The sequence below is a fragment of the Nocardia sp. CY41 genome (assembly GCF_009829325.1).
Lineage (GTDB): Bacteria > Actinomycetota > Actinomycetes > Mycobacteriales > Mycobacteriaceae > Nocardia.
The window spans coordinates 60,237-82,358 of sequence record NZ_VUOS01000022.1 but is presented as its reverse complement, the minus strand read 5'-3'; the positions used below and the strand labels follow the sequence as shown (position 1 = coordinate 82,358).

The window sequence follows — 22,122 nt, the reverse complement described above, 5'->3', positions numbered from 1 at the left end:
GTCGAACACCATCGCGCCCGCGGCAGCCGGGCGGACCCGCTGCCGGTACCTTGTCGGTGGGATACCGGTTGCCCCGGCGGGCGGTGGCGACGGCGGCCGAGGGGAATGACCGGCGCTGTCGCGCTGTTGACCAGTGGTGCCGGGAGGGCGATGCTACGAAGGCGTCCTGGCCTGTTTCCCGGCCCCATCCGTACCGTCCGCCCGCCGGTGTTGCCGCCATTCGTCGAGGTGACGGGCGGTCCGCGAAACTTGTCGGTGCCCATGCCTAGCATGGCGGCCGGGGGTATGTCTGGACGCCGAACACGAAGGAGAAGGGACGGCCTGTGGCGGAACGCCTCACTGTGCGCGGAGCTCGGGAGCACAACCTCAAGGGTGTCGATCTCGACCTGCCCCGCGACAGCCTCATCGTGTTCACCGGCCTGTCCGGCTCCGGCAAGTCGAGCCTGGCCTTCGACACGATCTTCGCGGAGGGGCAGCGGCGCTACGTCGAGTCGCTGTCGGCGTACGCGCGACAGTTCCTCGGGCAGATGGACAAGCCCGACGTCGACTTCATCGAGGGCCTGTCGCCCGCGGTGTCCATCGACCAGAAGTCGACCAACCGCAATCCGCGCTCGACCGTGGGCACCATCACCGAGGTCTACGACTACCTGCGGCTGCTCTACGCGCGGGCGGGCACCCCGCACTGTCCGGTGTGCGGCGAGCTGATCGCCAAGCAGACGCCGCAGCAGATCGTCGACCAGGTGCTGGCCATGGAGGAGGGCATCCGCTTCCAGGTGCTCGCGCCGGTGGTGCGCACCCGCAAAGGCGAGTTCGTCGACCTGTTCGACCAGCTCAACACGCAGGGCTACTCCCGCGTGCGGGTCGACGGCGTGGTGTACCCGCTCACCGATCCGCCCAAGCTGAAGAAGCAGGAGAAGCACGACGTCGAGGTCGTCATCGACCGGCTGGCGGTCAAGCCGACGTCCAAACAGCGCTTGACCGATTCCATCGAGACCGCACTGCGGCTCGCCGACGGCATCGTGGTCCTCGATTTCGTCGACCGCGACGAGCACGCGCACGACCGGGAGCGCCGTTTCTCCGAGCGTCTCGCCTGCCCGAACGGTCACCCGCTGGACATCGAGGACCTGGAGCCGCGCTCGTTCTCGTTCAACTCGCCCTACGGCGCCTGCCCGGACTGCACCGGCCTCGGCATCCGCAAGGAGGTCGACCCGGAACTGGTGGTGCCCGATCCGGCGCTGAGCCTGAACGAAGGCGCCATCGCGCCGTGGTCGCGCGGGCAGACCGCCGAATACTTCACCCGGCTGCTGTCCGGCTTGGCGGATTCCATCGGTTTCTCCATGGACACCCCATGGCAGGATCTGCCCCTGAAGGCGCGCAAGGCGGTGCTGGAAGGCAGCGCCGACCAGGTGCACGTGTCCTACACCAACCGCTACGGCCGTAAGCGCTCGTACTACGCGGACTTCGAGGGCGTGATGCCGTTCCTGCAGCGGCGCATGGAGAGCACCGAGTCCGAGCAGATGAAAGAGCACTACGACGGGTACATGCGCGACATTCCGTGCCCGGTGTGCAACGGCGCCCGGCTGCGCCCGGAGATCCTCGCCGTCACCATCGCCGCGAACGGCGACAAGAAGTCCATCGCCGACGTCAGCGACCTGTCCATCGGCGAATGCTCGGCGTTCCTCAATTCGCTCACCCTCGGCGAGCGCGAAGCCGCCATCGCCGGGCAGGTGCTCAAGGAGGTGCAGGCGCGGCTGGGCTTCCTGCTCGACGTCGGCCTGGAGTACCTCACGCTGTCGCGCGCGGCGGCCACGCTGTCCGGCGGTGAGGCGCAGCGGATCCGGCTCGCCACCCAGATCGGCTCCGGTCTGGTCGGCGTGCTGTACGTACTCGACGAGCCGTCCATCGGCCTGCACCAGCGGGACAATCGCAGGCTCATCGAAACCCTCACGCGGCTGCGCAATCTCGGCAACACGCTGATCGTGGTCGAGCACGACGAGGACACCATCCGCGCCTCGGACTGGGTGGTCGACATCGGCCCCTTCGCCGGCGAGCACGGCGGCACGGTGGTGCACAGCGGGCCCTACGAAGAGCTGCTCACCGATCCGAACTCACTGACCGGGGCGTACCTGTCGGGCCGCGAGCGGATCGAGGTGCCGCTGGTGCGCCGTCCGGTCACGAAGAAACGGCAGCTCACCGTCGTGGGAGCGAACGAGCACAACCTCAAGGGCATCGACGTGGCCTTCCCGCTCGGCGTGCTGACCTCGGTGACCGGCGTCTCCGGCTCGGGCAAGTCGACTCTGGTGAACGACATCCTGGCCACCGTGCTGGCGAACCGGCTCAACGGCGCGCGGCAGGTGCCGGGCAGGCACACCCGGGTCAACGGGCTCGACCACCTGGACAAGCTGGTGCAGGTGGACCAGTCGCCGATCGGCCGCACGCCGCGGTCCAACCCGGCCACCTACACCGGCGTCTTCGACAAGATCCGCACGCTGTTCGCGGCCACCACCGAGGCGAAGGTGCGCGGGTACCAGCCGGGCCGGTTCTCGTTCAACGTCAAAGGCGGTCGCTGTGAGGCCTGCTCCGGTGACGGCACGCTGAAGATCGAGATGAACTTCCTGCCGGACGTCTACGTCCCTTGCGAGGTCTGCCACGGCGCCCGCTACAACCGGGAAACCCTCGAGGTGCACTACAAAGGCAAGACCATCGCCGAAGTGCTGGACATGTCCATCGAGGAGGCGGCCGAGTTCTTCGAGCCGGTCACCTCGATCCACCGTTACCTCAAGACACTGGTGGACGTGGGGCTCGGCTACGTGCGCCTGGGCCAGAGCGCTCCCACCCTCTCCGGCGGCGAGGCCCAGCGGGTGAAACTTGCCGCCGAGTTGCAGAAGCGGTCCACCGGCCGCACCGTCTACATCCTCGACGAGCCGACCACCGGCCTGCACTTCGAGGACATCCGCAAGCTGCTCAACGTAATCAACGGCCTGGTGGACAAGGGCAACACGGTGATCGTCATCGAACACAACCTGGACGTCATCAAGACCTCCGACTGGGTGATCGACATGGGCCCCGAGGGCGGCTCCGGCGGCGGCACCGTCGTGGCGGAAGGCACGCCGGAGGAGGTCGCCGCCGTCGCGCACAGCTACACCGGCCAGTTCCTGAAAGAGGTGCTGGACCAGCCGCCCGCGCCACGGAGCGCTGTGAAGAAGGCTCCGGCGAAGAAGGCTGCCGCGGCGAAGGCCGCCAAGCGTCCGGTGAAGAAGGCCGCGGCGGTCGGCTGATCCGTCCTGCGATGCGGCGCGGTTCGTGTTTCCGCGGACCGCGCCGCTGCTCGCGTCAGCGGTTGGCGATGACGTGGATCAGCTCGGCGAGTTCCTTCGGCTTGGACCACATCGGCCAGTGGCCCGTGGGCAGGTCGACGTATTCGGCATCGATGCGGGCCAGCTCGGCGAAGAGCGGGGCTTCCCCGTTGTCGCGCAGCTTCTCGACCAGCTCGGCGGTCATGCTGCTGCAGATCACGGTGGTCGGCACCGCCAGCCGGGCGGGCGAGTCGCTCAAGCGCAGCGGGGCGGCCGCGACGGACGCGGGCTGCGGCACCGCGCGCTCGCGGAACCGCGTCAGGACGGCGTCGTCGAGGCCGGCCAAGCTGTTGCCCGCGGCCTCCAGCTCCGGCCAGTCCGGCAGGGTCCACTCGCGTGCGGCGACGTCCAGTGCGGAATTGATGACGAAACCGTTCGGCAGCGGCGCGCTGTCGACGTAGATCGCCCGGCGGAACAAGCCGGGTGCCCGGTCGATGGCGAGATACGCGGGCGCCGCGCCGCCGGAGTGCGCGACGAGCACGACGGGCTCGCCCGCGGGTACCGCGTCGATGATCGCTTGCGCCTGGGATTCCAAGGTGGCCGACAACCGGTCGGGATCGGTGGCGTCCAGACCCGGCAGCGTCAGCGCCGATACCTCGTTGCCACGCTGCCGCAGATCGGGTGCGACCTCGTCCCACGCCCATGCGCCGAGCCAGAATCCGGGAGCGAGCAGAATCCGAGTAGCCATGGGCTCACTGTGCCCTACCCATTGGGAAATTTCCTAAACTTCGTGTCCCCATGCGTGATTCGCGCACAATTTCCGGCCGCGCTTCGGAATTCCGTGGGGCGTCGAGATGGTGGGTTCGGCCTGCGGCGCCATCGATATCCGACATATCCGACTGCCGGCGATGGCGCGACGAGGCGGGCGGCGGTGAGACCACCGGTCGCACGCGCCGAGGGGCCGGTCCGCTGATCGTCGCCGAGGCGGGGTGGACCGGTCGCGCCTGTCCCTGCCGCATGCCGACGAATGCTCGCGGTCGGCGGCTCATCGCAGTGCGGTACCGGCCGTCGTCGCCCAGCACGCCGACCGAGGCTTGGTTCGCGCGGTCGCGGTGGCCCAGCCGAGCCGATCAGTAGACGGGGCCGGTGTACTTCTCGCCCGGGCCCTTACCCGGCTCATCCGGATGCGCGGAGGACTCGCGGAAGGCCCGTTGCAGCGACTGCAACCCTTCGCGAATCGGCCCGGCGTGCGGGCCCAGGTACTCCACCGACGCCGTGACGAGTCCGGCCAGCGCCGTGATCACGCGGCGCGCCTCGTCCAGGTCGCGGCGCGGGCTGGTGTCCGGGTTCTCGTCGGCCAGCCCCAGCTTCTCGGCCGCCGAGCTCATCAACATCACGGCGGCGCGGCTGATCACCTCGACCGCGGGGATGTCGGCCAGTTCGCGGACGGAGGCGTCGAGCTCGTCAGTCATGTCTTCAGGCTAGCGACGCCGCCCGCAGCATCCGGAGGTGGCCGATCTCCGAGACGTTCTTCATCAGCTCCGCGTTCACCCAGCCCGCCGAGTGGGCGACGGTCAAACCGGCGTCGGCGGGCCACGGGTGGGCGGACGGGCGGTCCAACTCGGTCTCGTCGAACCCGTCGAGCGCCCGCGTCCACTCGGTGTGCAGCTCGCGCAGGCGGGCGACGGCCGCGGCGCCGTCACCGGGCCAGTGCACGTCCTCCCGCGCGGGTGGGGTGCGGCCCTCGGCGTGGTCGATGGCCGCGCCCCACCACCAGTCGATGTGCCAGGTCAGCCAGCCGATCGTCGGGACGGGCACGGGGTCGGGTTCGGTGTCGGCCCAGTCCGGGCGCCACACGCCCTCGGCGTCGGGACGTACTGTCCAGGTGAGGTCGGCGGGTTCCCAGAGGAAGTCCTCCGGCGTGAGGGCGTCGAGGTGGATACCGGCGAGGGCCCAGGTCAGGTCGAACTGCCATCGCAGCAGGTCACGGCGGGGTGCACGCATCGGGGGAGCCTGGCACGGTGGCGGCGGCCGGGCAACCGATTTAGAGCCGATTCGGCGATAGCCGAACGGAATGTTAGACTTTCCGCTGACGACCGCCCCGGGCTTGCCCTGGGGCTGATAAGTGGAGCCCGACTCCCACCGTTGCCGACGAGTCATCGTACGGTCCAGCGGTCCGGTCACCCGCCCTCGAGGGCGGGTTTCTCGTGTAGTGGTTCTCGCGGAGAACCCGACCACGAGAGTCGATCCGAGTTCTCTCGTGGTCGGTGATCGGTCGACATCGGGCCCCGTGCGCGGAATACCGCACCGGGGCCTTCGTGTTGAAAAGGGGTTGCAGTTATTGCGCGCGGTCGTCTGACGACACCGCTTGACCTAGGAGGCCCCATCAGCACTGAGACCCGCATCAACGATCGCATCCGTGTTCCCGAGGTCCGGCTCATCGGACCTGGCGGCGAGCAGGTTGGGATCGTGCGTGTTGAAGATGCACTACGCGTCGCCCTCGAAGCCGACCTCGATCTGGTCGAGGTGGCACCCGATGCCCGTCCGCCGGTCTGCAAGATCATGGACTACGGCAAGTTCAAGTACGAGACGGCGCAGAAGGCGCGCGAGTCTCGGAAGAACCAGCAGCAGACGGTGATCAAGGAGCAGAAGCTCCGCCCGAAGATCGATGACCACGACTACGAGACCAAGAAGCGCAACGTCGTTCGCTTCCTCGAGGCCGGGTCCAAGGTCAAGGTGACGATCATGTTCCGGGGCCGCGAGCAGTCCCGCCCCGAACTCGGCTTCCGGCTGCTGCAGCGGCTGGCGTCCGACGTCGCCGACCTCGGCTTCGTGGAAACCTCGGCCAAGCAGGACGGTCGCAACATGACCATGGTCCTCGCCCCCCACAAGGGCGCGAAGACCCGGGTGAAGGCGCAGCAGGAGTCGGCTCCGCGCCCGGCGCCGAGCGCCGCCCCGGCCGGTCAGCCCGCTGCGGAGCAGGCCGAGACGGCCGGCCCGCAGTAACACCGATCAGAACACCGGCGGTCCGCCCCGACCGCCGGGACGACAGATAGAGGAATCCATCCATGCCGAAGATGAAGACGCACAGCGGCGCCTCGAAGCGATTCAAGGTGTCCGGCAAAGGCAAGCTGCTGCGCCAGCAGGCGAACCGTCGCCACCTGTTCGAGCACAAGCCCACCCGCCGGACGCGTCGTCTGGACGGCGTGGAGGTCGTCGCCGCCGCCGACGTCCGTCGCGTGAAGAAGCTGCTCGGTCTCTGATCGCGCCCCCGCGCAGACCGGCAAGCACACCGCGACCGGAGCAACTCCGTCGCCACCCCCCGACCCCATTTCCGGGCGCCGCCCCGCGCCCCCAGATCGAACAGGACTGACCAGTGGCACGCGTCAAAAGGGCCGTCAACGCTCAGAAGAAGCGCCGTTCCATCCTCGAGGCCTCCAAGGGCTACCGCGGCCAGCGCTCGCGGCTGTACCGCAAGGCCAAGGAGCAGCAGCTGCACTCGCTCACCTATGCCTACCGGGACCGCCGGGCGCGCAAGGGTGACTTCCGCAAGCTGTGGATCGCGCGCATCAACGCCGCCGCGCGGATCAACGACATCACCTACAACCGCTTCATCCAGGGCCTGAAGGCCGCCGGGGTGGAGGTGGACCGCAAGATCCTCGCCGAGCTCGCGGTGTCGGACGCCGAGGCGTTCGCCGGTCTCGTCGCGGTCGCCAAGGCCGCCCTGCCGCAGGATGTCAACGCGCCGGCCGCCTGAGCCGCAGTCGTTGGCACACGGACACTTTTCGGAACGACCCGTGGAAGCGCTCAGTGAGCGCAATCCGCGGGTCGTTTCCGCTGTCAAGCTGCAGCGCGGAGCGCAGCGTCGCAAGGCGGGCCGATTCCTCGCCGAAGGCGCCAATGCCGTGGCCGCCGCGCTGGAGACCACGCGCGTGCATGAGCTGTTCTATTCGAAGACGGCCGCCGAACGCGACCACGCGCTGATCGCGGGGGCGGCCGCGACGGGTGTTCGCACCACGCTGGTCAGCGATCGAGCGGCACAGCATCTGGCCGAGACCGTCACCGCACCCGGACTGGTGGCGGTGTGCGATCTGCTCGACGTGCCCTTGTCCCGGATTCTCCAGGCTCGACCGCGCATGCTGGCCGTCCCCGTCGAGATCGCCGAGCCGGGAAACGCGGGCACGCTCGTGCGGGTAGCGGATTCGGTCGGCGCCGACGGCGTGGTGCTGGCCGGCGACACCGTCGATCCGCACAACGGCAAATGTGTGCGGGCCAGTGCGGGCAGCATCTTCCACGTGCCGATCGCGCGGCACCGCGACGTCGCCGAGACGCTCGATTCCATCGCCGCGGCGGGAATCACGATCCTGGCGACGGCGGCGAACGGCGAAGTCGACCTGGACGACGCCGACGAACTGTTCACCCGGCCGGTGGCCTGGCTGTTCGGCAACGAGGCGCACGGTCTCGACCCGGCCGTCGCACGCCGCGCCGACCACCGCATCCGCATCCCGATCCGCGGCCGCGCCGAAAGTCTGAATCTGGCGACGGCCGCCGCGATCTGCCTCTACGCGAATTCGCGCGTGCGGTATTGAGCTGTGTTCGATCTGCCGCGCCTTCGGCGCGGCGTGTTCGCGGCCCGAGGCCGGCTCGGAACGCGGTGCGCGCGGTGCCGGCCCAATTCGATCTGACCGCGGGTATTCGAGTCACATTCCCGAAGCCGTCGAAGAGATCCTGCGATACACGACGGTTGTGTACTACTTCGTCCGCACGGCGGTCGCCGATACGGTGCTCGGTGATGTGCCGCCGGTACTCCTGTGACTACTGGTGCCAGTGGGTTGATTCTCCCGCGTATGCGGCATTGCCTGTTCGCGGCGCTCCTATGGGGTGACCGCTCGCCTTCAGTGGCGTCGCCTTCGGGTTGTGCCGCTCATGACGTGGCCGAGGTCGTCAGTCGCCTCGGGTGATCAGGTCTTCCATGATCTCCATCGCCCATGCGGCGGGCCCCGCGTCCGGGCCCGCTACCCGCATCGCGCTCATCACGGTGAGGAGCATTCCGGTGGCGAGGAAGCGCCGCGCCTCGGTTTCCGATGCGCCCGTCAGGTCCCGGATCAGGTGGTAGATGTCGCCGAATCGGCTCCGGACCTCGTCGCCGATCTCCGGATCCGCGCTGGCGGCGAATCCGTGCAGCAGCACCTGGAGCAATTCTCGTTCGGCGAGGAAGTGGTGGTAGCCGTTGCCGAGGGCGGCCATCGCCGCCTCGGGGTCCGCCTCCGGCTCCGCCTCGGCCCGCGCGGTGCGGAAGATTTCCTCGATCCGGTCGCATACGCGATGCAGGGCCACCCGGAACAGGTTCTGCTTGGTGCCGAACAGCCGGATGACGTACGGCTGTGACACGCCGGAGCGCCGGGCGATCTCGTCGGTGCGGGTAGCGGCGTAACCGGATTCGGCGAACGCGGACACCGCTGCCCGCAGCACCTGCTCGCCCCGTTCGGAGGCCGTCATCCTGGTTCTGGTCGCCATCATGCTCCGTTTCCGAAGGTAATCGTGCTTTCACTTGACATGTTATCAGTCGATGCATACCGTTCTCCATAAGTTATCGGTCGATTACAACAAGGACTGGACATGACCGAGACTCTTCCCACCACCGCGCCGCCCGTCGGCGCGCCCGCGGCCGAGATCGGCGGCCGCAGGCTCGCCGCCGTGCTGGCCGCGGTCGGCATCCCGATGTTCATGGTCACGCTGGACAACCTGGTCGTGACCAACGCGCTGCCGGTGATCCGCACCGAGCTGGGCGCCTCGCTGGCCGACCTGCAATGGTTCGTCAACGCCTACACGCTGTCGTTCGCCTCCCTGCTGCTCACCGCGTCCGCCGTCGGCGACCGGCTCGGCAGGCGCCGGATCTTCCTGCTCGGCATCGCCCTGTTCACGCTGGCGTCGGCGGCGTGCGCGCTGGCGACCGGGCCGGGCCTGCTCATCGCGGCGCGGGCGGTGCAAGGATTCGGCGCGGCCGCGGTGATGCCGCTGTCGCTGACCTTGCTGTCGGCGGCCGTCCCGGAGCGGATGCGCAACGCGGCCATCGGCATCTGGGGCGGCATCGCCGGCCTCGGTGTCGCGCTCGGGCCGCTGATCGGCGGCGCGGTGGTCGACGGACTGAGCTGGCAGTGGATCTTCTGGCTGAACGTGCCCATCGGGTTGGCCGTCCTGCCGTTCGCGGCGCGGGTGCTCGCCGAATCGCACGGCCGTGGCCGCCGCCTCGATCCGGTCGGCCTGCTGCTGTCGGCGGGCGGCGTGCTCGCGATCGTGTGGGGCGTCATCCACGGCGCCGACGACGGCTGGACCTCGGCGAGCGTGCTGTCCGCGCTGATCGGCGGCGCCGTGCTGCTGGCCGGCCTGCTCGTCTGGGAACTGCGCGTGCCCGAGCCGATGCTGCCGCTGCGGTTGTTCCGCTCCCGGGCTTTCAGCGTGAGCAACGTGGTCGGCTTCGCCTTCTCGGTCGGCGTGTTCGGCTCGATCTTCCTGCTCGCCCAGTACTTCCAGGTGGTGCAGGGCTACAGTCCGCTGGAATCGGGCGTGCGCACCATGCCGTGGACCATGGCGCCGATGGTGGTCGCGCCGATCGCGGGCCTGCTGGTCGACCGAATCGGCGCGCGCACCTTGATCACCACCGGGCAGGTGCTGCTGGCCGTCGCGCTGGCCTGGATGGCCGCCATCACCACGGTGGACATTGGCTACGGCTCGTACGTCGCACCGTTCGTACTGGCGGGCGTGGGCATGGGGCTGACCTTCGCGCCAGCGTCGACCATCGTGATGGCCAGCGCGGCTCCGGAGGACCAGGCGATGGCCTCGGGCACCAACAACACCGTCCGGGAGGTGGGTGTCGCGATGGGTGTCGCGGTGCTGGCGTCGGTGTTCGCCTCGTCGGGCTCCTACCTGGATCCGCAGAGCTTCGTGGACGGTCTCGTGCCCGCGGTCTGGGTGGGGGCGGCGATCGTCGGGGCGGGGGCGCTGACCTCGCTGCTGCTGCCGCGCCGGGTCACTGCGGCGAGCTGAGCCCGATCCGTGCGTCCCTGTCCGTGCTGTGCGCGGACAGGGTTCGTCGTCTGCCTGCGCGCCGCGACCGCGCCACAGTCGTCCCGCGCGCGTCACCGCCATGCGCAGTAGGCCCGATGACGTGCCCGCTCCGCGGCTCGGGGCGGATGACCATCGGCGCGTCGTACGCTGCGCGGCGGCCGATTCCGCTCATCGTGCGGAGGAAACCCTGCGGGAGTAGCCGGCACATCACTCGGTGCGCCACGGCAGTGCGGCGACCGACACCGGGGCCTGCGCCGTGTCGAGGGTAATCCACGTGAAGGGCCTGCGGCCGATCCAATAGTGTGTAGTCGACGCAATAGTGTTCCGTGAACGCTAGGCCGTTCACCAGCAGCAGGGCGGGCAGGCGATCAGCTGTGCCCGCGAACCGAAGGGGAGAGACGGAGCATCGTGGCCGACGACATCGACGCAGGCGAGCAGAACGCAGCGCTGACCGAGGAGGCACTGGCCGCGGCCGCGGCGGCCGCCGAGAAGGCGTTCGCCGCTGCCGCCGACCTGGATGCGCTCGCGGTCGCGAAAACCGAGCACCTCGGCGGCAAGGCGCCGCTGGCTCTGGCGCAGCGGGCGCTGGGCAGCCTGCCCAAGTCGGAGAAGGCCGATGCGGGCAAGCGCGTCAACGTCGCCAGGACCCGGGTCTCGGAGGCGTGCGAGGCCCGCCGTGCCGCGTTGCTGGCCGAGCGCGACGCCGCGGTGCTGGTCGCCGAGACCATCGACGTGACGCTGCCCGCGAGCCGCGCCGCCGTCGGCGCCCGCCACCCGATCACCGTCATCTCCGAGCAGGTCGCCGACGTCTTCGTCGCGATGGGCTGGGAAGTCGCCGAAGGTCCCGAGGTGGAGACCGAGCACTTCAACTTCGACGCGCTGAATTTCCTGCCCGACCATCCGGCCCGCACCATGCAGGACACCTTCCACATCGCGCCGGAAGGGTCGCGCCAGGTGCTGCGTACGCACACCTCTCCGGTGCAGGTGCGCTCGATGCTGGAACGCGACTTGCCGATCTACGTGGTCTGCCCGGGCCGCACCTTCCGCACCGACGAGCTGGACGCCACGCATACGCCGGTGTTCTCGCAGGTCGAGGGTCTGGCGGTGGACAAGGGCCTGACCATGGCGCATCTGCGCGGCACGCTGGACGCGTTCGCCAGGGCGCTGTTCGGCCCGGATACCCGGACGCGCATGCGCCCCAACTACTTCCCGTTCACCGAGCCCTCCGCCGAGGTCGACGTGTGGTTCCCGGACAAGAAGGGCGGTCCCGGCTGGGTCGAATGGGGCGGCTGCGGCATGGTGAACCCGAAGGTGCTGATCGCCAGCGGCATCGATCCCGAGGTGTACAGCGGGTTCGCGTTCGGCATGGGCTTGGAGCGGACGCTGCAGTTCCGCAACGGCATCCCGGACATGCGCGACATCGTCGAGGGCGACGTGCGCTTCACGCTGCCCTTCGGTATCCGGTCCTGACCCCACCCTTCGATCGAGAGAGCGAAACGTCAAGTGCGAGTAGCGCAGTCCTGGCTGACCGATATCATCCAGCGCACCAACCCGGAGTGGTCGGTGACGCCGGAGGAGCTCGACGCGGGATTCGTCCGGGTCGGGCTGGAAGTCGAAGAGGTCGACGAGCTCCGGCGGGTCGCGGGCCCGGAGGGCGGCGAGCCGCCGCTGGTGGTCGGCCGGGTCGCCGAGATCACCGAACTCACCGAGTTCAAGAAGCCGATCCGCTTCTGCAAGGTGGATATCGGCAAGCCCGAGCTGCAGGAGATCATCTGCGGCGCCCGGAACTTCCAGGTCGGTGACCTGGTGGTGGTGGTGCTGCCCGGCGGCGTGTTGCCCGGCGGGTTCGAGATCACCTCGCGCAAGACCTACGGCCACGTCTCCAACGGGATGATCTGCTCGGTCGCCGAACTCGGCATCGGCAAGGACCATTCCGGCATCCTGGTGCTGGAGCCGGGCACCGCCGAGCCGGGTGTCGACGCCAACGCGCTGCTCGGCCTGGACGACACGGTCATCGAGCTGAACATCACGCCCGACCGGGGCTACTGCTTCTCGGTGCGCGGCCTGGCCCGCGAACTGGCCTGTGGTTTCGATCTCGAATACGCCGACCCGGCGGTGCGGACCCTGCCCGACCACGAGCAGGAAGCCTGGTCGATCCGGGTCGAGCCGGATTCGAAGTGCACCCGTTTCGCGGCGCGCCGGGTCACCGGCATCGACCCGAACGCGGTCAGCCCGTGGTGGTTGCAGCGCAGGCTGCTGTTGTCGGGCGTGCGCCCGATCTCGCCGGCGGTGGACGTCACCAACTACGTGATGCTCGAGCTGGGGCAGCCGCTGCACGCCTTCGACGCGGCCAGGGTGGCGGGCGGCCTGGTGGTCCGCGCCGCGAACGCGGGCGAGACGCTGCGCACGCTGGACGACGTGGAGCGCACGCTGGACGCCGAGGACGTGGTGATCGCCGACGATTCCGGCGTCATCTCGCTGGCCGGTGTGATGGGCGGGGCCAGCACCGAGGTCGGCGCGGACAGCACCGACATCCTGCTGGAGGCGGCTACCTGGAACCCGCTGCTGATCTACCGCACCGCGCGCAGGCACAAGCTGGTGTCCGAGGCGGGTAAGCGGTACGAGCGGGTCGTCGATCCGGAGATCAACGTCGCCGCACTCGACCGGGCGGCCACGCTGCTGGCCGAGATCGCCGGAGGCACCGTCGAACCCGTGCTGACCGACGTCCGGGCCCCGCTTCCGGCGCCCGCGCCCATCCGGATCGACATCGATCTGGCCGACCGCGTCGCGGGCGTCACGTACCCGACCGGGACCTCGGCGCGGCGCTTGGCCCAGATCGGCTGCACCGTCGAGGTCGGCGTCAGCGAGGCCGGGCACGGTCAGCTGGTGGTGACCCCGCCGAGCTGGCGGCCGGATCTGGCTCAGCCCGCCGACCTGGTGGAAGAGGTGCTGCGGCTGGAGGGTCTCGAGCAGATCCCGTCCGTGCTGCCCACCGCACCGGCCGGGCGGGGACTCACGGCCACCCAGCGCCGTCGCCGCGCCGTCAGCCGCGCGCTGGCGTTCGCGGGCGCTGTGGAGGTCCCGCCGCCGGTGTTCCTGCCCGCCGGGGTGTTCGACACCTGGGGTCTGGACGCCGACGACCCGCGCCGCGCCACCACGAAGGTGCTCAATCCGCTGGACGTCGAGCGCGCCGAGCTGGCCACCACCCTGCTGCCCGGTTTGCTCGAGGTGGCCGCCCGCAATATCTCGCGGGGCGCGCGTGATCTGGCGATCTACGGCATCGCGCAGGTCGTGCTGCCCGGGGCGAGGACCAGGGCGATCGATCCGCTGCCGGTGGACCGTCGCCCCACCGACGAGGAGATCGCCGAGCTGCTCGACTCGCTGCCCGAACAGCCGGTGCACGTGGCCGCCGTCCTGACCGGCCGTCGCGAGCCGCGCGGGCCGTGGGGGCCGGGCCGTCCGGTCGAAGCCGCCGACGCGTTCGCTCTCGCCGACGCCGTCGCGGACGCGGCCGGTGTGACCATCGAGCGCCGCGCGGCGGCACACTTGCCCTGGCACCCCGGCCGCTGCGCCGAACTGGTGGTGGACGGCGCCGTCGTCGGCTACGCGGGCGAACTGCACCCCGCCGTGCTGGAACGTTCCGGTCTGCCGCCACGCACCTGCGCCGTCGAACTCGACCTGGACGCGTTGCCGCTGCGGGAAGCCCGGCCGGTTCCGACGGTGTCGCCGTTCCCGGCGGTGCTCCAGGACGTCTCGGTGAGCGTCGAGAGGACGGTTCCCGCGGCGTCGGTGCAGGCCGCGCTGCGCACCGGTGGCGGCGAACTGCTGGAGGACATCGCCCTGTTCGACGTGTACGAAGGCGCTCAGGCGGGCGAGGGACGCAAGTCGCTCACCTATGCCCTCCGCTTCCGCGCCGGCGACCGGACCCTCACCGAGGACGAGGCCAGTGCGGCGCGCGACGCGGCCGTCGCGGCGGCGGCCGACGCCGTGGGCGCGGTGCTGCGCGGCTGACGCCGAGTTCTCGTGGCGACAGAGGCCGTGCGGCTGAGGGCGTACGGCCTCGTTGTCACCGCCCGCTGTGTTCCGACGCTCGTTGGCGGCCGGTCGAGGTGGTGCGCCGGGGTCTCGGCCGGTTCGCTCGACCGTCCGATGCGGTGCCGCGCGCGGACCTCGTTCGCCGATATAGCGAGAGCATCCGGCCGGTGCGCGGGTGGATCGTCGCCGCCGGTCGACAGCGTGGCCCGTTGGACGCGATGTCGGCCGGACGCTTCGAGCCGCTCTGCCGGTGTCGCCGTCTCCTCGGTCTTCGTCGCCTTCGTGATCGAGGCCTCGGTCATCGAGATCGAAGTGCGGTGATCCGCCGGTGTCACGGCACCCCGCCGGACCCGGCCGCGCCTGTCCAGGAGTAAGAACGTGGGCATGCGACATCCGGCCCGTCCGATTCTCAACGCGCTGACCTATCTGCCGGAACGGACGCTGCTGCAGACCCCGGCGCTGCTCGGCATGGCGTACACCGACCTGTCCCTGCGCACCTCGGACGGGGAAACGCTGCACGCGTGGTGGATGCCCGCCGCGCATTCGGTCGGGCACGTCCTGTTCGCGCACGGCAACGCGGGCAATCTCGGTGACCGGGTGCCCATCTTCGCCTTGCTCACCGAGGCCGGTTTCGACGTGCTGGCCTTCGACTATCGCGGATACGGCCGCAGCACCGGCAGACCGACCGAGCACGGCACCTACCTGGACGCGCATGCCGCGCGGCGTGCGTTGCTCGCGCAGCCGGATGTCGATCCGAACCGGGTGCTGTATCTGGGCAAATCCCTCGGGGGCGGTGTCGTGCTGGAGCTGGCGCAGCACCATCCGCCCGCCGGGGTGATGCTCATGTCCACCTTCAGCGGTCTGCGTGATGCGGCTCGGTCGGTGTATCCGTTCCTGCCCGCCCCGCTGGTGCCGAACGCCTATCCGAACGAACGTCGCATCCGCGCGCTGCGCGCCCCGGTGCTGATCATGCACGGCGACCATGACGAACTGCTTCCGCTGCGGCACGCGCACCGGCTGTACGCCGCCGCGCCGGAGCCGAAACGACTCGTCGTCTTCCCCGGGGCCGGGCACAACGATCTGATCGTCGTCGGCGGATCGGCCTGGTACGACCTGGTGCGTGAGTGGGCAGGTGCGCTCGTGCGATCCTGAACGACGTGCGGTGCGCCCCCGCCTGCGTAGCCTGGCGGTATGAGCGACAACAGCGAAATGGTGACCCGGTTGGCGGGGCTGTCGGACGCGGAACTCGCCGGGGTTCTGCTGGTCGCCACGGCGGGGCGTCCCGGGTTCGCCGCGGTCCATGCGGCGCTGACCGGGCTGTTGGAGACCGGTGATGCGCGAGCCGCCGACGATGTGACTCCCGCCACTCCCGCCGACGCGGACATGCCTCCGCACCCGGCTCCGGAGGTATCCGGCCAGGTAGGCGGCGGTTCTGCGGTACCGGCGGTACCGGTACCGCCGCCCGGTATCACCGGCGACGCCGCGAGCGGCGGATATTCGGCTTCCGGTGTTCCTACTTTCGAGTCAGTTCGCGATAAGGTCGAGCAGCGCTACGGCACCGCGCAGGGGATGGGCGAACTCGACCGGCAGACTCCAGCGGGCCGCAGCGTGGACGAACAATGGCAGGCACGCGAGAAGGCCGCGCGGGAGCGCCTGGATCGGATACGGAAATCGTTGCACGGCAACGACATCGACCCGCACCAGCCGTGATCCGGGCCGGGCGGGCCGGACGAACAGTGATGGGTGGAATTCGATGAGCGAGCCGCGTGAGATCGCCGAACGGCTACTGGACGCCCAGGTGGAATTCCTGCTCGCGGAGGTGACCGGCGAGCGTTTCGCGGAGGTGATCGCGCGCGACACCGAGGCGGTCCTCGCAGTCGCCGACACGCTCGTCTTCCGGGACGTCGTGGAGCTCGAGCAGGCCAAGCAGACCGTCCGCACCGTCGTCGAACTGATCGGCGGCAGTCCGGTGTTCGCCGACATGGTCGGCGTGTTCGCCGATTCCATCTACGACCACATCGCCGCCAACGACGACTACACCCTCGGCGAGGTGGTCGAACGCGAACCGGTCGAGGCGCTGCTGGAGAAGATCTTCGGCATGCACCAGGCGCAGGAGCGCATCCTGGACCGGCTCACCGAGAGCCCGCTGGTGGCCACCGTCGCGTCGAAGTTCGTGGACAAGCTGATCAACGACTTCATGCAAGCCAACCGGGAGCGCGCCGAGAAGATCCCGGGCGTCTCCTCGCTGATGTCACTGGGCCAGTCGGCGGCCAATCGCGCCAAGAAGGTCGCCGCCGACAGCACGTTCGTCGGCGATCTTGCGGGCAAGGGCGCGCTGTTCGCGCTCAAACGCACCAACAACGCCATCCGCGAGATGCTGCGCGACGCGCCGGTACACGCCGCCGCGATGGAGTTCTGGGACCTGCACGCCGACGAACCGGTCAGCGGCCTGCGCGAATACCTCAGCCGGAAGGACCTCAACGAGCTGGTGCTGCTGTGCTACGAGATCGCCGTCACCACCCGCGAGAAGCACTACTTCGGCCTGCTACTGGACGAGTGCGTGGAGGTGTTCTTCACCAAGTACGGGGATTACACCCTGGCGGCCATGCTGCCCGAACTCGGCCTCACCGGTGACGACATCATGCGGGAGATCCTCCGGTACGGACCGGCGGTCATCGAGGGCGCGAAGCGCGAAGGAGTGCTCGCCGGGCTGATCCGCGAGCGCCTCGCCCCCTTCTACACCTCCGACAAGGTGCTCGACATCCTCGGCGGCTGAGGCCGAGGGGCTTTCATCTCGGCAGGGTGGGCACGATCGCTTCGCCGACGGTCGCGAGGCGTTCGCAGGGGTTCTGATCGGTGGTCTTGTTGACCAGCGTCAGTTGCAGCAGGCCCTGGCGAGCGGGGAAGAGCACATCGCACATCTGGTCCTTGGCGGCGTCGTCGACGCGGAACTGGCGTCCGGTGCGCCCGCCGATCGTGACGTCCTGGAAGTCGACATTGCCTGGCTTGCGCTCGAACTCGGCCACGGACATGCCGTTGGAGAACACGCCGAGGGTGAAGTCGGCGCCCTTCCAGCCGCAGATCTCCCAGCCTGGCTGCTTCACCCCGCCGACACCGACCTGCTTGCTCGCCGGATCGAGGCCCGCGCTCGTCAGCGCGGTGTCGGGGATGCCGGTGCAGGGATCGAACAGCTGGGTGGCGGTGCTCGCGGCCTGCGCGGTGGTGGTGGTCACCGGTGCCCCGCCGGACTCGTCGCCGCAGGCGGCCGCTCCGAGTACAAGTGCTATTGCCAAGGGAACCAACGTAATTCGGTGCGCCATCCAGCCCTCTTGCCCTCCGGTGTGTCGCGCCGGACTGTATCAGAGTCGCACCGCGAGGTTTCGCGGCGGGCGAGGACGGGTACCACGTTTCTCGTGCGGCTGTGCCGGCAGTCGCATTTCCATCGCCGAAATCGGTACCGCGCTGGAAGTCCCGATCGGGGTCGGCAAGCCGTCGTCCGCGGCCGGGCCGCCCGACACGTGATGTGCGCGTCGCCGTTGCCATCGAGAGGATCAGCGCCATTGTCCTGGCACTGCGACACGCGAAAGCAAACCATGCCGTCCTCGGTGAAGATCGTGGTGAGCGGCGGACTCGGCGCCGGGAAGACGACGTTCGTCGGGGCCGTCTCCGAGATCGGCCCGCTGGTGACCCAGGCGGAGACCGCCGAGCCGATCGTCGTCCTGGACGACCCGCAGCGGCGGGCGGACTGGAAGCCGACCACCGTCCCCGTCGACGTGGGACGGATCGACCTGGACAGCTCCCTGCTGCTGTACCTGTTCGGCGCCCCGGGTGCGGACGACCTCGCCTGGCTGTGGGACGACTTGGCCGAGGGTGCGCTAGGCGCGGTGATCGTGGTGGACACCAGCCGCGTCCACGACTGCCACGCTGTGCTGGACTATTGCGCGCGACACGGCACGCCCTTCGTCGTCGCGGTCAACCACGCCCGCGGCAGCGCCCGCGCCGACCTCGGCGAGGTGCGTGCCGCGCTCGCGCTCGCGGACTGGATCCCCGTGCTGGAATGCGATGCCAGCCGGCGCGACTCGGTCAAAGACGTATTGGTCGCACTGCTCGAACAGGTGCTGTCGCACCGGGCGGATCACCTTGTCGCCAGGAGCGCGGGTTGAGCGTGGCGCTCCGGCACCGGTCGTGACGAGGGTCTCGTGACTGTGCGCCGCACCCGTCCGCTGTATCGGACTCGCGCCCGAAGGTTTCACGGCGGTCGAAGGCGGATGTGAGCCAACGGGTCTCGGCGTTCGCTCGCGCGTGCGCGCGGAGGTCGGTTTGTCGTGCTCGTAACTCCTCGTTGCCAGTGTGTTTAGAAGTCCGCACACTGTCCGATTTGCCCGATTTTCGCGTTGACGGCGCGGTGGCCCTGTGACAGTTTGCCCTTGATTTCCGTGTGCTCGCTGTGGAGCAGGCGCGGCGGCTGATCGGAGGAGCAGAGGGTGGTGCGGTCACCTGGACGACCGGAGAATTCCGGGGGCGCAACGGTTGTCCCGCTCCGCGCTCCCGATGGCGAACGCCGAATGCCGGGCAGTGGCATCGTGCGTCCGCGGACCATCCGCGGGCAGCTGGCTCGCATCCTCGTCGTCTCGCTCGTTCTGGTGCTCGCCCTTCTGGGCGCGATGGTCGCCCGCGAGATAGATGCGTACCGCAAGAGCCGGGACACGGTGGGCGCGGTGTCGCTGGCGCTGGCGGTGCAGGATCTGGTGCACGAGACGCAGCGCGAGCGCGGCCTGACCAATGGCTTGCTCGGCGGCGACCAGCGCTTGCGGCAGCCGGTCGACGACCAGCGCGACGCGGTCGACCGCGCCCTGCGCACGTTGCGGCAGGCTTCGGCGGACGGCCCGCCCGGCTCGGAGCGGGTGCGTGCGGCGGCTCGGCCGTTCACCGACCTGGACTCGACCCGGTCGGGGATCGATGCCCAGCGGACATCCCGGCAGGCGGCGTTCCAGTTCTACACCGACGCCATCGATGGACTGAACCGTCTGTCCCTCGGTCTCGACCAGGCCGCCGACCCGGCGGTCCGGCACGGGCTGCAAGCGCTGCACGCGCTGGGCGAGGCGAAGGAGCAGACGGCCCGGGAACGCGGCTTCCTGAACGGCGTCTTCGCCTCCGATGCCTTCGGGCCGGGCGAGTACGTGCAGTTCCTCGACATCCGGGCAGCCAAGTTGGCCGGTCTGGCCGCGTTCGCCCGGGACGCGACCTCGGCCCAACAGGAGCGTCTGGACGCCGTGCTGGACGGTGCCGACGCGGTCGCGGCGGCCGAGTCGGAGAACATCGCGATCGCCTCCAGCGCCGGACCGCTGGCACGACCGGTCGATCCGATCACCTGGTGGGCCCGGATGACCGCGGTCATCGACGAGCAGCGCACCGTGCAGCAGGCGGTCGGCGACGACGTCCGGCTGCGGGCGGAGACGCTGCGCCGCAACGCCGCCCTGATCCTCGGCGCGTTCGTGCTGGCCGCGCTGGCGGCGATCGCGGCAGAAGTGGCGCTGGTCGTCGCCGCGGTGCGCGCGATCGTCCGGCCGCTGGCCACGCTGGCGGCGGACGCCGACGACGTGGCAGGCCGACGACTGCCCGAGGTGATCTCCGCCTGGCGCACCGGTGCCGACACCCGGCCGCCGGACCCGCCGGCCCCGGTGCGGGCGCCGCCGGGCGCGGGCGTCGAGATCGCCGCTGTGGCCCGAGCGCTGGATCGCGTGCAGTCCACCGCGTTCGACCTCGCGTCGGAGCAGGCGCTGGTGCGCCGCAACACCACCGAGTCGATGGTCAGCCTGGCTCGCCGTAGCCAGAACCTCGTGCGTCGCCAGCTCGGCCTGATCAGCGAATTCGAGCGCGAAGAGCTCGATCCCAAGGCGCTGTCGAATCTGTTCGAACTCGACCATCTCGCCACCAGGATGCGCCGCAACGCCGAGAGCTTGCTCGTGCTGGTCGGCGAGGCCAGTCCGCGCAGCTGGGCCGAACCGATCCCGCTCAGCGACGTGATCCGCGCCGGCTTGTCCGAGGTCGACGACTACCGCAGGGTGGTGCTGCGGCGGATGGACGATGTCTTGGTCGCGGGTGCCGCGGCGAGCGAACTGGCACACATGCTCGCCGAGCTGATCGAGAACGGGCTGGCGTTCTCCCCGCCGGATCTCGAGGTGGAGATCTACGGGCGCGCCGGACCGAACGGATACCTGCTCGCCGTGGTCGATCACGGTGTCGGCATGCCCCCGGGTCACTTGGCGCAGGCCAACGCGCGACTGCGCGGCGAGCAGGATTTCATCGTCGCGCCGACCCGTAATCTCGGTCACTACGTGGTCGGCAGGCTCGCCGAGCGGCTCGGCATCGCGGTGGAGTTGAGCGTCTCGCCGGTGAGCGGCATCGTCGCGCGCCTGACGCTGCCGCCGGGGATGCTCGAGACGGAGCAGGAACAGCGCGGCGACCCGCGTGAGCCCGCGCCCAGCTCCGCCAGGCAGAGCGATTCCAGTTCGCCGATGGCGCGCCCCACCGCCACTGTCGGAGTTCACACAGCGGTTCAGGCGGGGTCTTCGGCCTGCACCCAGTTCGGTGCCGCACGATCCGGGCCGGCGGCAAGCCTCGGCGCAGCCGAAACAACCCGCGCCGCAATGCGATCCGATGCGGGCGAGAACCCCGTGCGGCGAACCGAGAACGGCCTGGTCAAACGCAACAAGAAGGCTCGCGCCGCCACTTCGGGCGTTCGTCCCGACCCGGTACCCCGGCCGGAGCCCGCCCCCGCGGTCGAGCGCTCGCCCGAACAGATCCGCGGCATGCTGTCGGCCTTCCGATCGGGCCATCAGCGTGGCGCGCCCGCGCGGCACGCCGCCGAACGTGACCACCGCGTCCCCGTGGCCGACGCGGCGCACGAACTCCAACCCGCAGCGACCATGACAGAGGAGATCCGGTGACCACCCCCATATCGAGCGCCGACCAGCACACGTTCGACTGGCTGCTGGCCAACTTCGTCCGCGACACCGACGGTGTGCGCGAGGCGGTCGCGGTCTCCTCGGACGGCCTGCTCATCGCGATGTCCGACGGCTTGGACCGCGCCTCCGCCGACCGGCTCGCCGCCATGGTGTCCGGGCTGGTCGGGCTCGCCAGAAGCGCGTCGCGCAGTTATTCCTTCGACGGGCTGAAGTTGATCATGATCGAGATGAAACGCGGATTCCTGCTGGTGTCCGCCATGGGCGGCGGCAGCTGTCTCGGCGTGATCGCCGACAGCGGCTGCGATGTCGGACTGGTCGGCTACGAGATGGCGGTGCTCGCCGACCGTGCGGGTGCGCTGCTGGACCCCGCGCTCATCGCCGAGCTGCGCGAGTCGCTGCCGCGATGAGACACGAACCGGCTCGGGGCGACGACCGTTTCGTGCGTCCGTTCGTGGTCACCGCCGGACGCACCACACCGCTGTTGGACGGACTGCGCGTCGAGACGTTGGTGCGGGCCGAACCCGCCGCGCTGTCCGCACCGCTGCGCTTCGAGCAGCACACCCTCGTGCGGTTGTGTCAGCGGCCGCATTCCATCGCCGAGATCGGCACCGCGCTCGGCGTCCCCATCGGGGTCGCCAAGGTCGTCGTCAGCGACCTGGCCGCCACCGGACACGTGACCGTGCGCGCCGCCGATCAGCTCACCGCCGCCGCCATCGAGAGGATCAGGGACCTTGTCCGGGCACTCTGACACACGC

Annotated in this window: 20 protein-coding genes; 15 read left to right on the top strand and 5 right to left on the bottom strand. The window is 69.7% G+C overall.

Features of this window, described 5'->3' with window-relative positions; all coding sequences use genetic code 11:
• The first annotated feature begins 323 nt into the window (after nt 1-323).
• Nucleotides 324-3,278: an excinuclease ABC subunit UvrA gene (gene uvrA / locus GVY64_RS24275; protein WP_159845664.1), complete on the top strand. Its 2,955-nt coding sequence runs from the start codon at nt 324-326 to the stop codon at nt 3,276-3,278.
• Nucleotides 3,279-3,333: 55 nt separating this feature from the next.
• Here uvrA and GVY64_RS24270 read toward each other — a convergent pair whose 3' ends face one another.
• The 3 genes from GVY64_RS24270 to GVY64_RS24260 all read right to left on the bottom strand — a co-directional run bounded on the left by GVY64_RS24270 (nt 3,334) and on the right by GVY64_RS24260 (nt 5,300).
• Nucleotides 3,334-4,044: an alpha/beta fold hydrolase gene (locus GVY64_RS24270; protein WP_159845661.1), complete on the bottom strand. Its 711-nt coding sequence runs from the start codon at nt 4,042-4,044 to the stop codon at nt 3,334-3,336.
• Between the two features lie 382 nt (nt 4,045-4,426).
• A complete protein-coding gene (locus GVY64_RS24265; RefSeq protein ID WP_159845658.1) occupies nt 4,427-4,768 on the bottom strand; it encodes a DUF1844 domain-containing protein in 342 nt (113 codons plus the stop codon).
• 4 nt (nt 4,769-4,772) lie between these two features.
• A complete protein-coding gene (locus tag GVY64_RS24260; RefSeq protein ID WP_159845655.1) occupies nt 4,773-5,300 on the bottom strand; it encodes a DinB family protein in 528 nt (175 codons plus the stop codon).
• Between the two features lie 336 nt (nt 5,301-5,636).
• Here GVY64_RS24260 and infC point away from each other — a divergent pair, with 336 nt between their 5' ends.
• The 4 genes from infC (at nt 5,637) to GVY64_RS24240 (ending at nt 7,885) form a co-directional block, all read left to right on the top strand.
• The gene (gene infC, locus GVY64_RS24255; RefSeq protein ID WP_084823654.1) at nt 5,637-6,302 is read left to right on the top strand and encodes a translation initiation factor IF-3; all 666 of its coding nucleotides are present in this window, start codon (nt 5,637-5,639) and stop codon (nt 6,300-6,302) included.
• Between the two features lie 62 nt (nt 6,303-6,364).
• A complete protein-coding gene (gene rpmI / locus GVY64_RS24250) occupies nt 6,365-6,559 on the top strand; it encodes a 50S ribosomal protein L35 (protein ID WP_159845652.1) in 195 nt (64 codons plus the stop codon).
• A 113-nt stretch (nt 6,560-6,672) separates the two neighbouring features.
• Nucleotides 6,673-7,053 (top strand): 50S ribosomal protein L20, encoded by a 381-nt coding sequence (gene rplT, locus GVY64_RS24245; protein ID WP_039797323.1) that lies wholly within the window; start codon nt 6,673-6,675, stop codon nt 7,051-7,053.
• Nucleotides 7,054-7,093: 40 nt separating this feature from the next.
• Nucleotides 7,094-7,885 (top strand): TrmH family RNA methyltransferase, encoded by a 792-nt coding sequence (locus tag GVY64_RS24240; RefSeq protein ID WP_159845649.1) that lies wholly within the window; start codon nt 7,094-7,096, stop codon nt 7,883-7,885.
• Nucleotides 7,886-8,240: 355 nt separating this feature from the next.
• Here GVY64_RS24240 and GVY64_RS24235 read toward each other — a convergent pair whose 3' ends face one another.
• Entirely contained in the window at nt 8,241-8,816 is a 576-nt protein-coding gene (locus tag GVY64_RS24235; protein ID WP_236567122.1) for a TetR/AcrR family transcriptional regulator, read from the bottom strand.
• A 99-nt stretch (nt 8,817-8,915) separates the two neighbouring features.
• On the opposite strand from GVY64_RS24235, the gene GVY64_RS24230 reads away from it, so the two are divergent.
• The 6 genes from GVY64_RS24230 (at nt 8,916) to GVY64_RS24205 (ending at nt 17,175) form a co-directional block, all read left to right on the top strand.
• Nucleotides 8,916-10,343, top strand: coding sequence for an MFS transporter (locus tag GVY64_RS24230; protein ID WP_159845646.1), 1,428 nt, complete (start codon nt 8,916-8,918; stop codon nt 10,341-10,343).
• A gap of 429 nt (nt 10,344-10,772) precedes the next feature.
• On the top strand, nt 10,773-11,834 hold the full coding sequence (pheS, locus tag GVY64_RS24225) for a phenylalanine--tRNA ligase subunit alpha (RefSeq protein ID WP_159845643.1): 1,062 nt from the start codon (nt 10,773-10,775) through the stop codon (nt 11,832-11,834).
• Between the two features lie 33 nt (nt 11,835-11,867).
• Nucleotides 11,868-14,375 carry a phenylalanine--tRNA ligase subunit beta gene (gene pheT / locus GVY64_RS24220; protein ID WP_159845640.1) on the top strand — a complete coding sequence of 836 codons (2,508 nt, stop codon included), beginning with the start codon at nt 11,868-11,870 and terminating at the stop codon, nt 14,373-14,375.
• 408 nt (nt 14,376-14,783) lie between these two features.
• Nucleotides 14,784-15,551 (top strand): alpha/beta hydrolase, encoded by a 768-nt coding sequence (locus GVY64_RS24215; RefSeq protein WP_159845996.1) that lies wholly within the window; start codon nt 14,784-14,786, stop codon nt 15,549-15,551.
• 39 nt (nt 15,552-15,590) lie between these two features.
• Nucleotides 15,591-16,109, top strand: a complete 519-nt coding sequence (locus GVY64_RS24210; RefSeq protein WP_159845637.1) for a PspA/IM30 family protein — start codon at nt 15,591-15,593, stop codon at nt 16,107-16,109.
• A 43-nt stretch (nt 16,110-16,152) separates the two neighbouring features.
• A complete protein-coding gene (locus GVY64_RS24205) occupies nt 16,153-17,175 on the top strand; it encodes a hypothetical protein (RefSeq protein WP_159845634.1) in 1,023 nt (340 codons plus the stop codon).
• 13 nt (nt 17,176-17,188) lie between these two features.
• On the opposite strand, the gene GVY64_RS24200 is transcribed toward GVY64_RS24205, so the two are convergent.
• On the bottom strand, nt 17,189-17,692 hold the full coding sequence (locus tag GVY64_RS24200) for a DUF3558 domain-containing protein (RefSeq protein ID WP_159845631.1): 504 nt from the start codon (nt 17,690-17,692) through the stop codon (nt 17,189-17,191).
• Between the two features lie 300 nt (nt 17,693-17,992).
• On the opposite strand from GVY64_RS24200, the gene GVY64_RS24195 reads away from it, so the two are divergent.
• From GVY64_RS24195 to GVY64_RS24180, 4 genes are all read left to right on the top strand, one after another.
• Nucleotides 17,993-18,562, top strand: a complete 570-nt coding sequence (locus GVY64_RS24195; RefSeq protein WP_159845628.1) for a GTP-binding protein — start codon at nt 17,993-17,995, stop codon at nt 18,560-18,562.
• Between the two features lie 420 nt (nt 18,563-18,982).
• Nucleotides 18,983-21,349, top strand: a complete 2,367-nt coding sequence (locus GVY64_RS24190; protein ID WP_236567120.1) for a sensor histidine kinase — start codon at nt 18,983-18,985, stop codon at nt 21,347-21,349.
• Entirely contained in the window at nt 21,346-21,774 is a 429-nt protein-coding gene (locus GVY64_RS24185) for a roadblock/LC7 domain-containing protein (RefSeq protein WP_159845622.1), read from the top strand. Before GVY64_RS24190 ends, GVY64_RS24185 begins: the two co-directional genes overlap by 4 nt.
• Nucleotides 21,771-22,115, top strand: coding sequence for a DUF742 domain-containing protein (locus GVY64_RS24180; protein ID WP_159845619.1), 345 nt, complete (start codon nt 21,771-21,773; stop codon nt 22,113-22,115). The genes GVY64_RS24185 and GVY64_RS24180 overlap by 4 nt, the downstream gene beginning before the upstream one ends.
• Nucleotides 22,116-22,122: the final 7 nt, after the last annotated feature.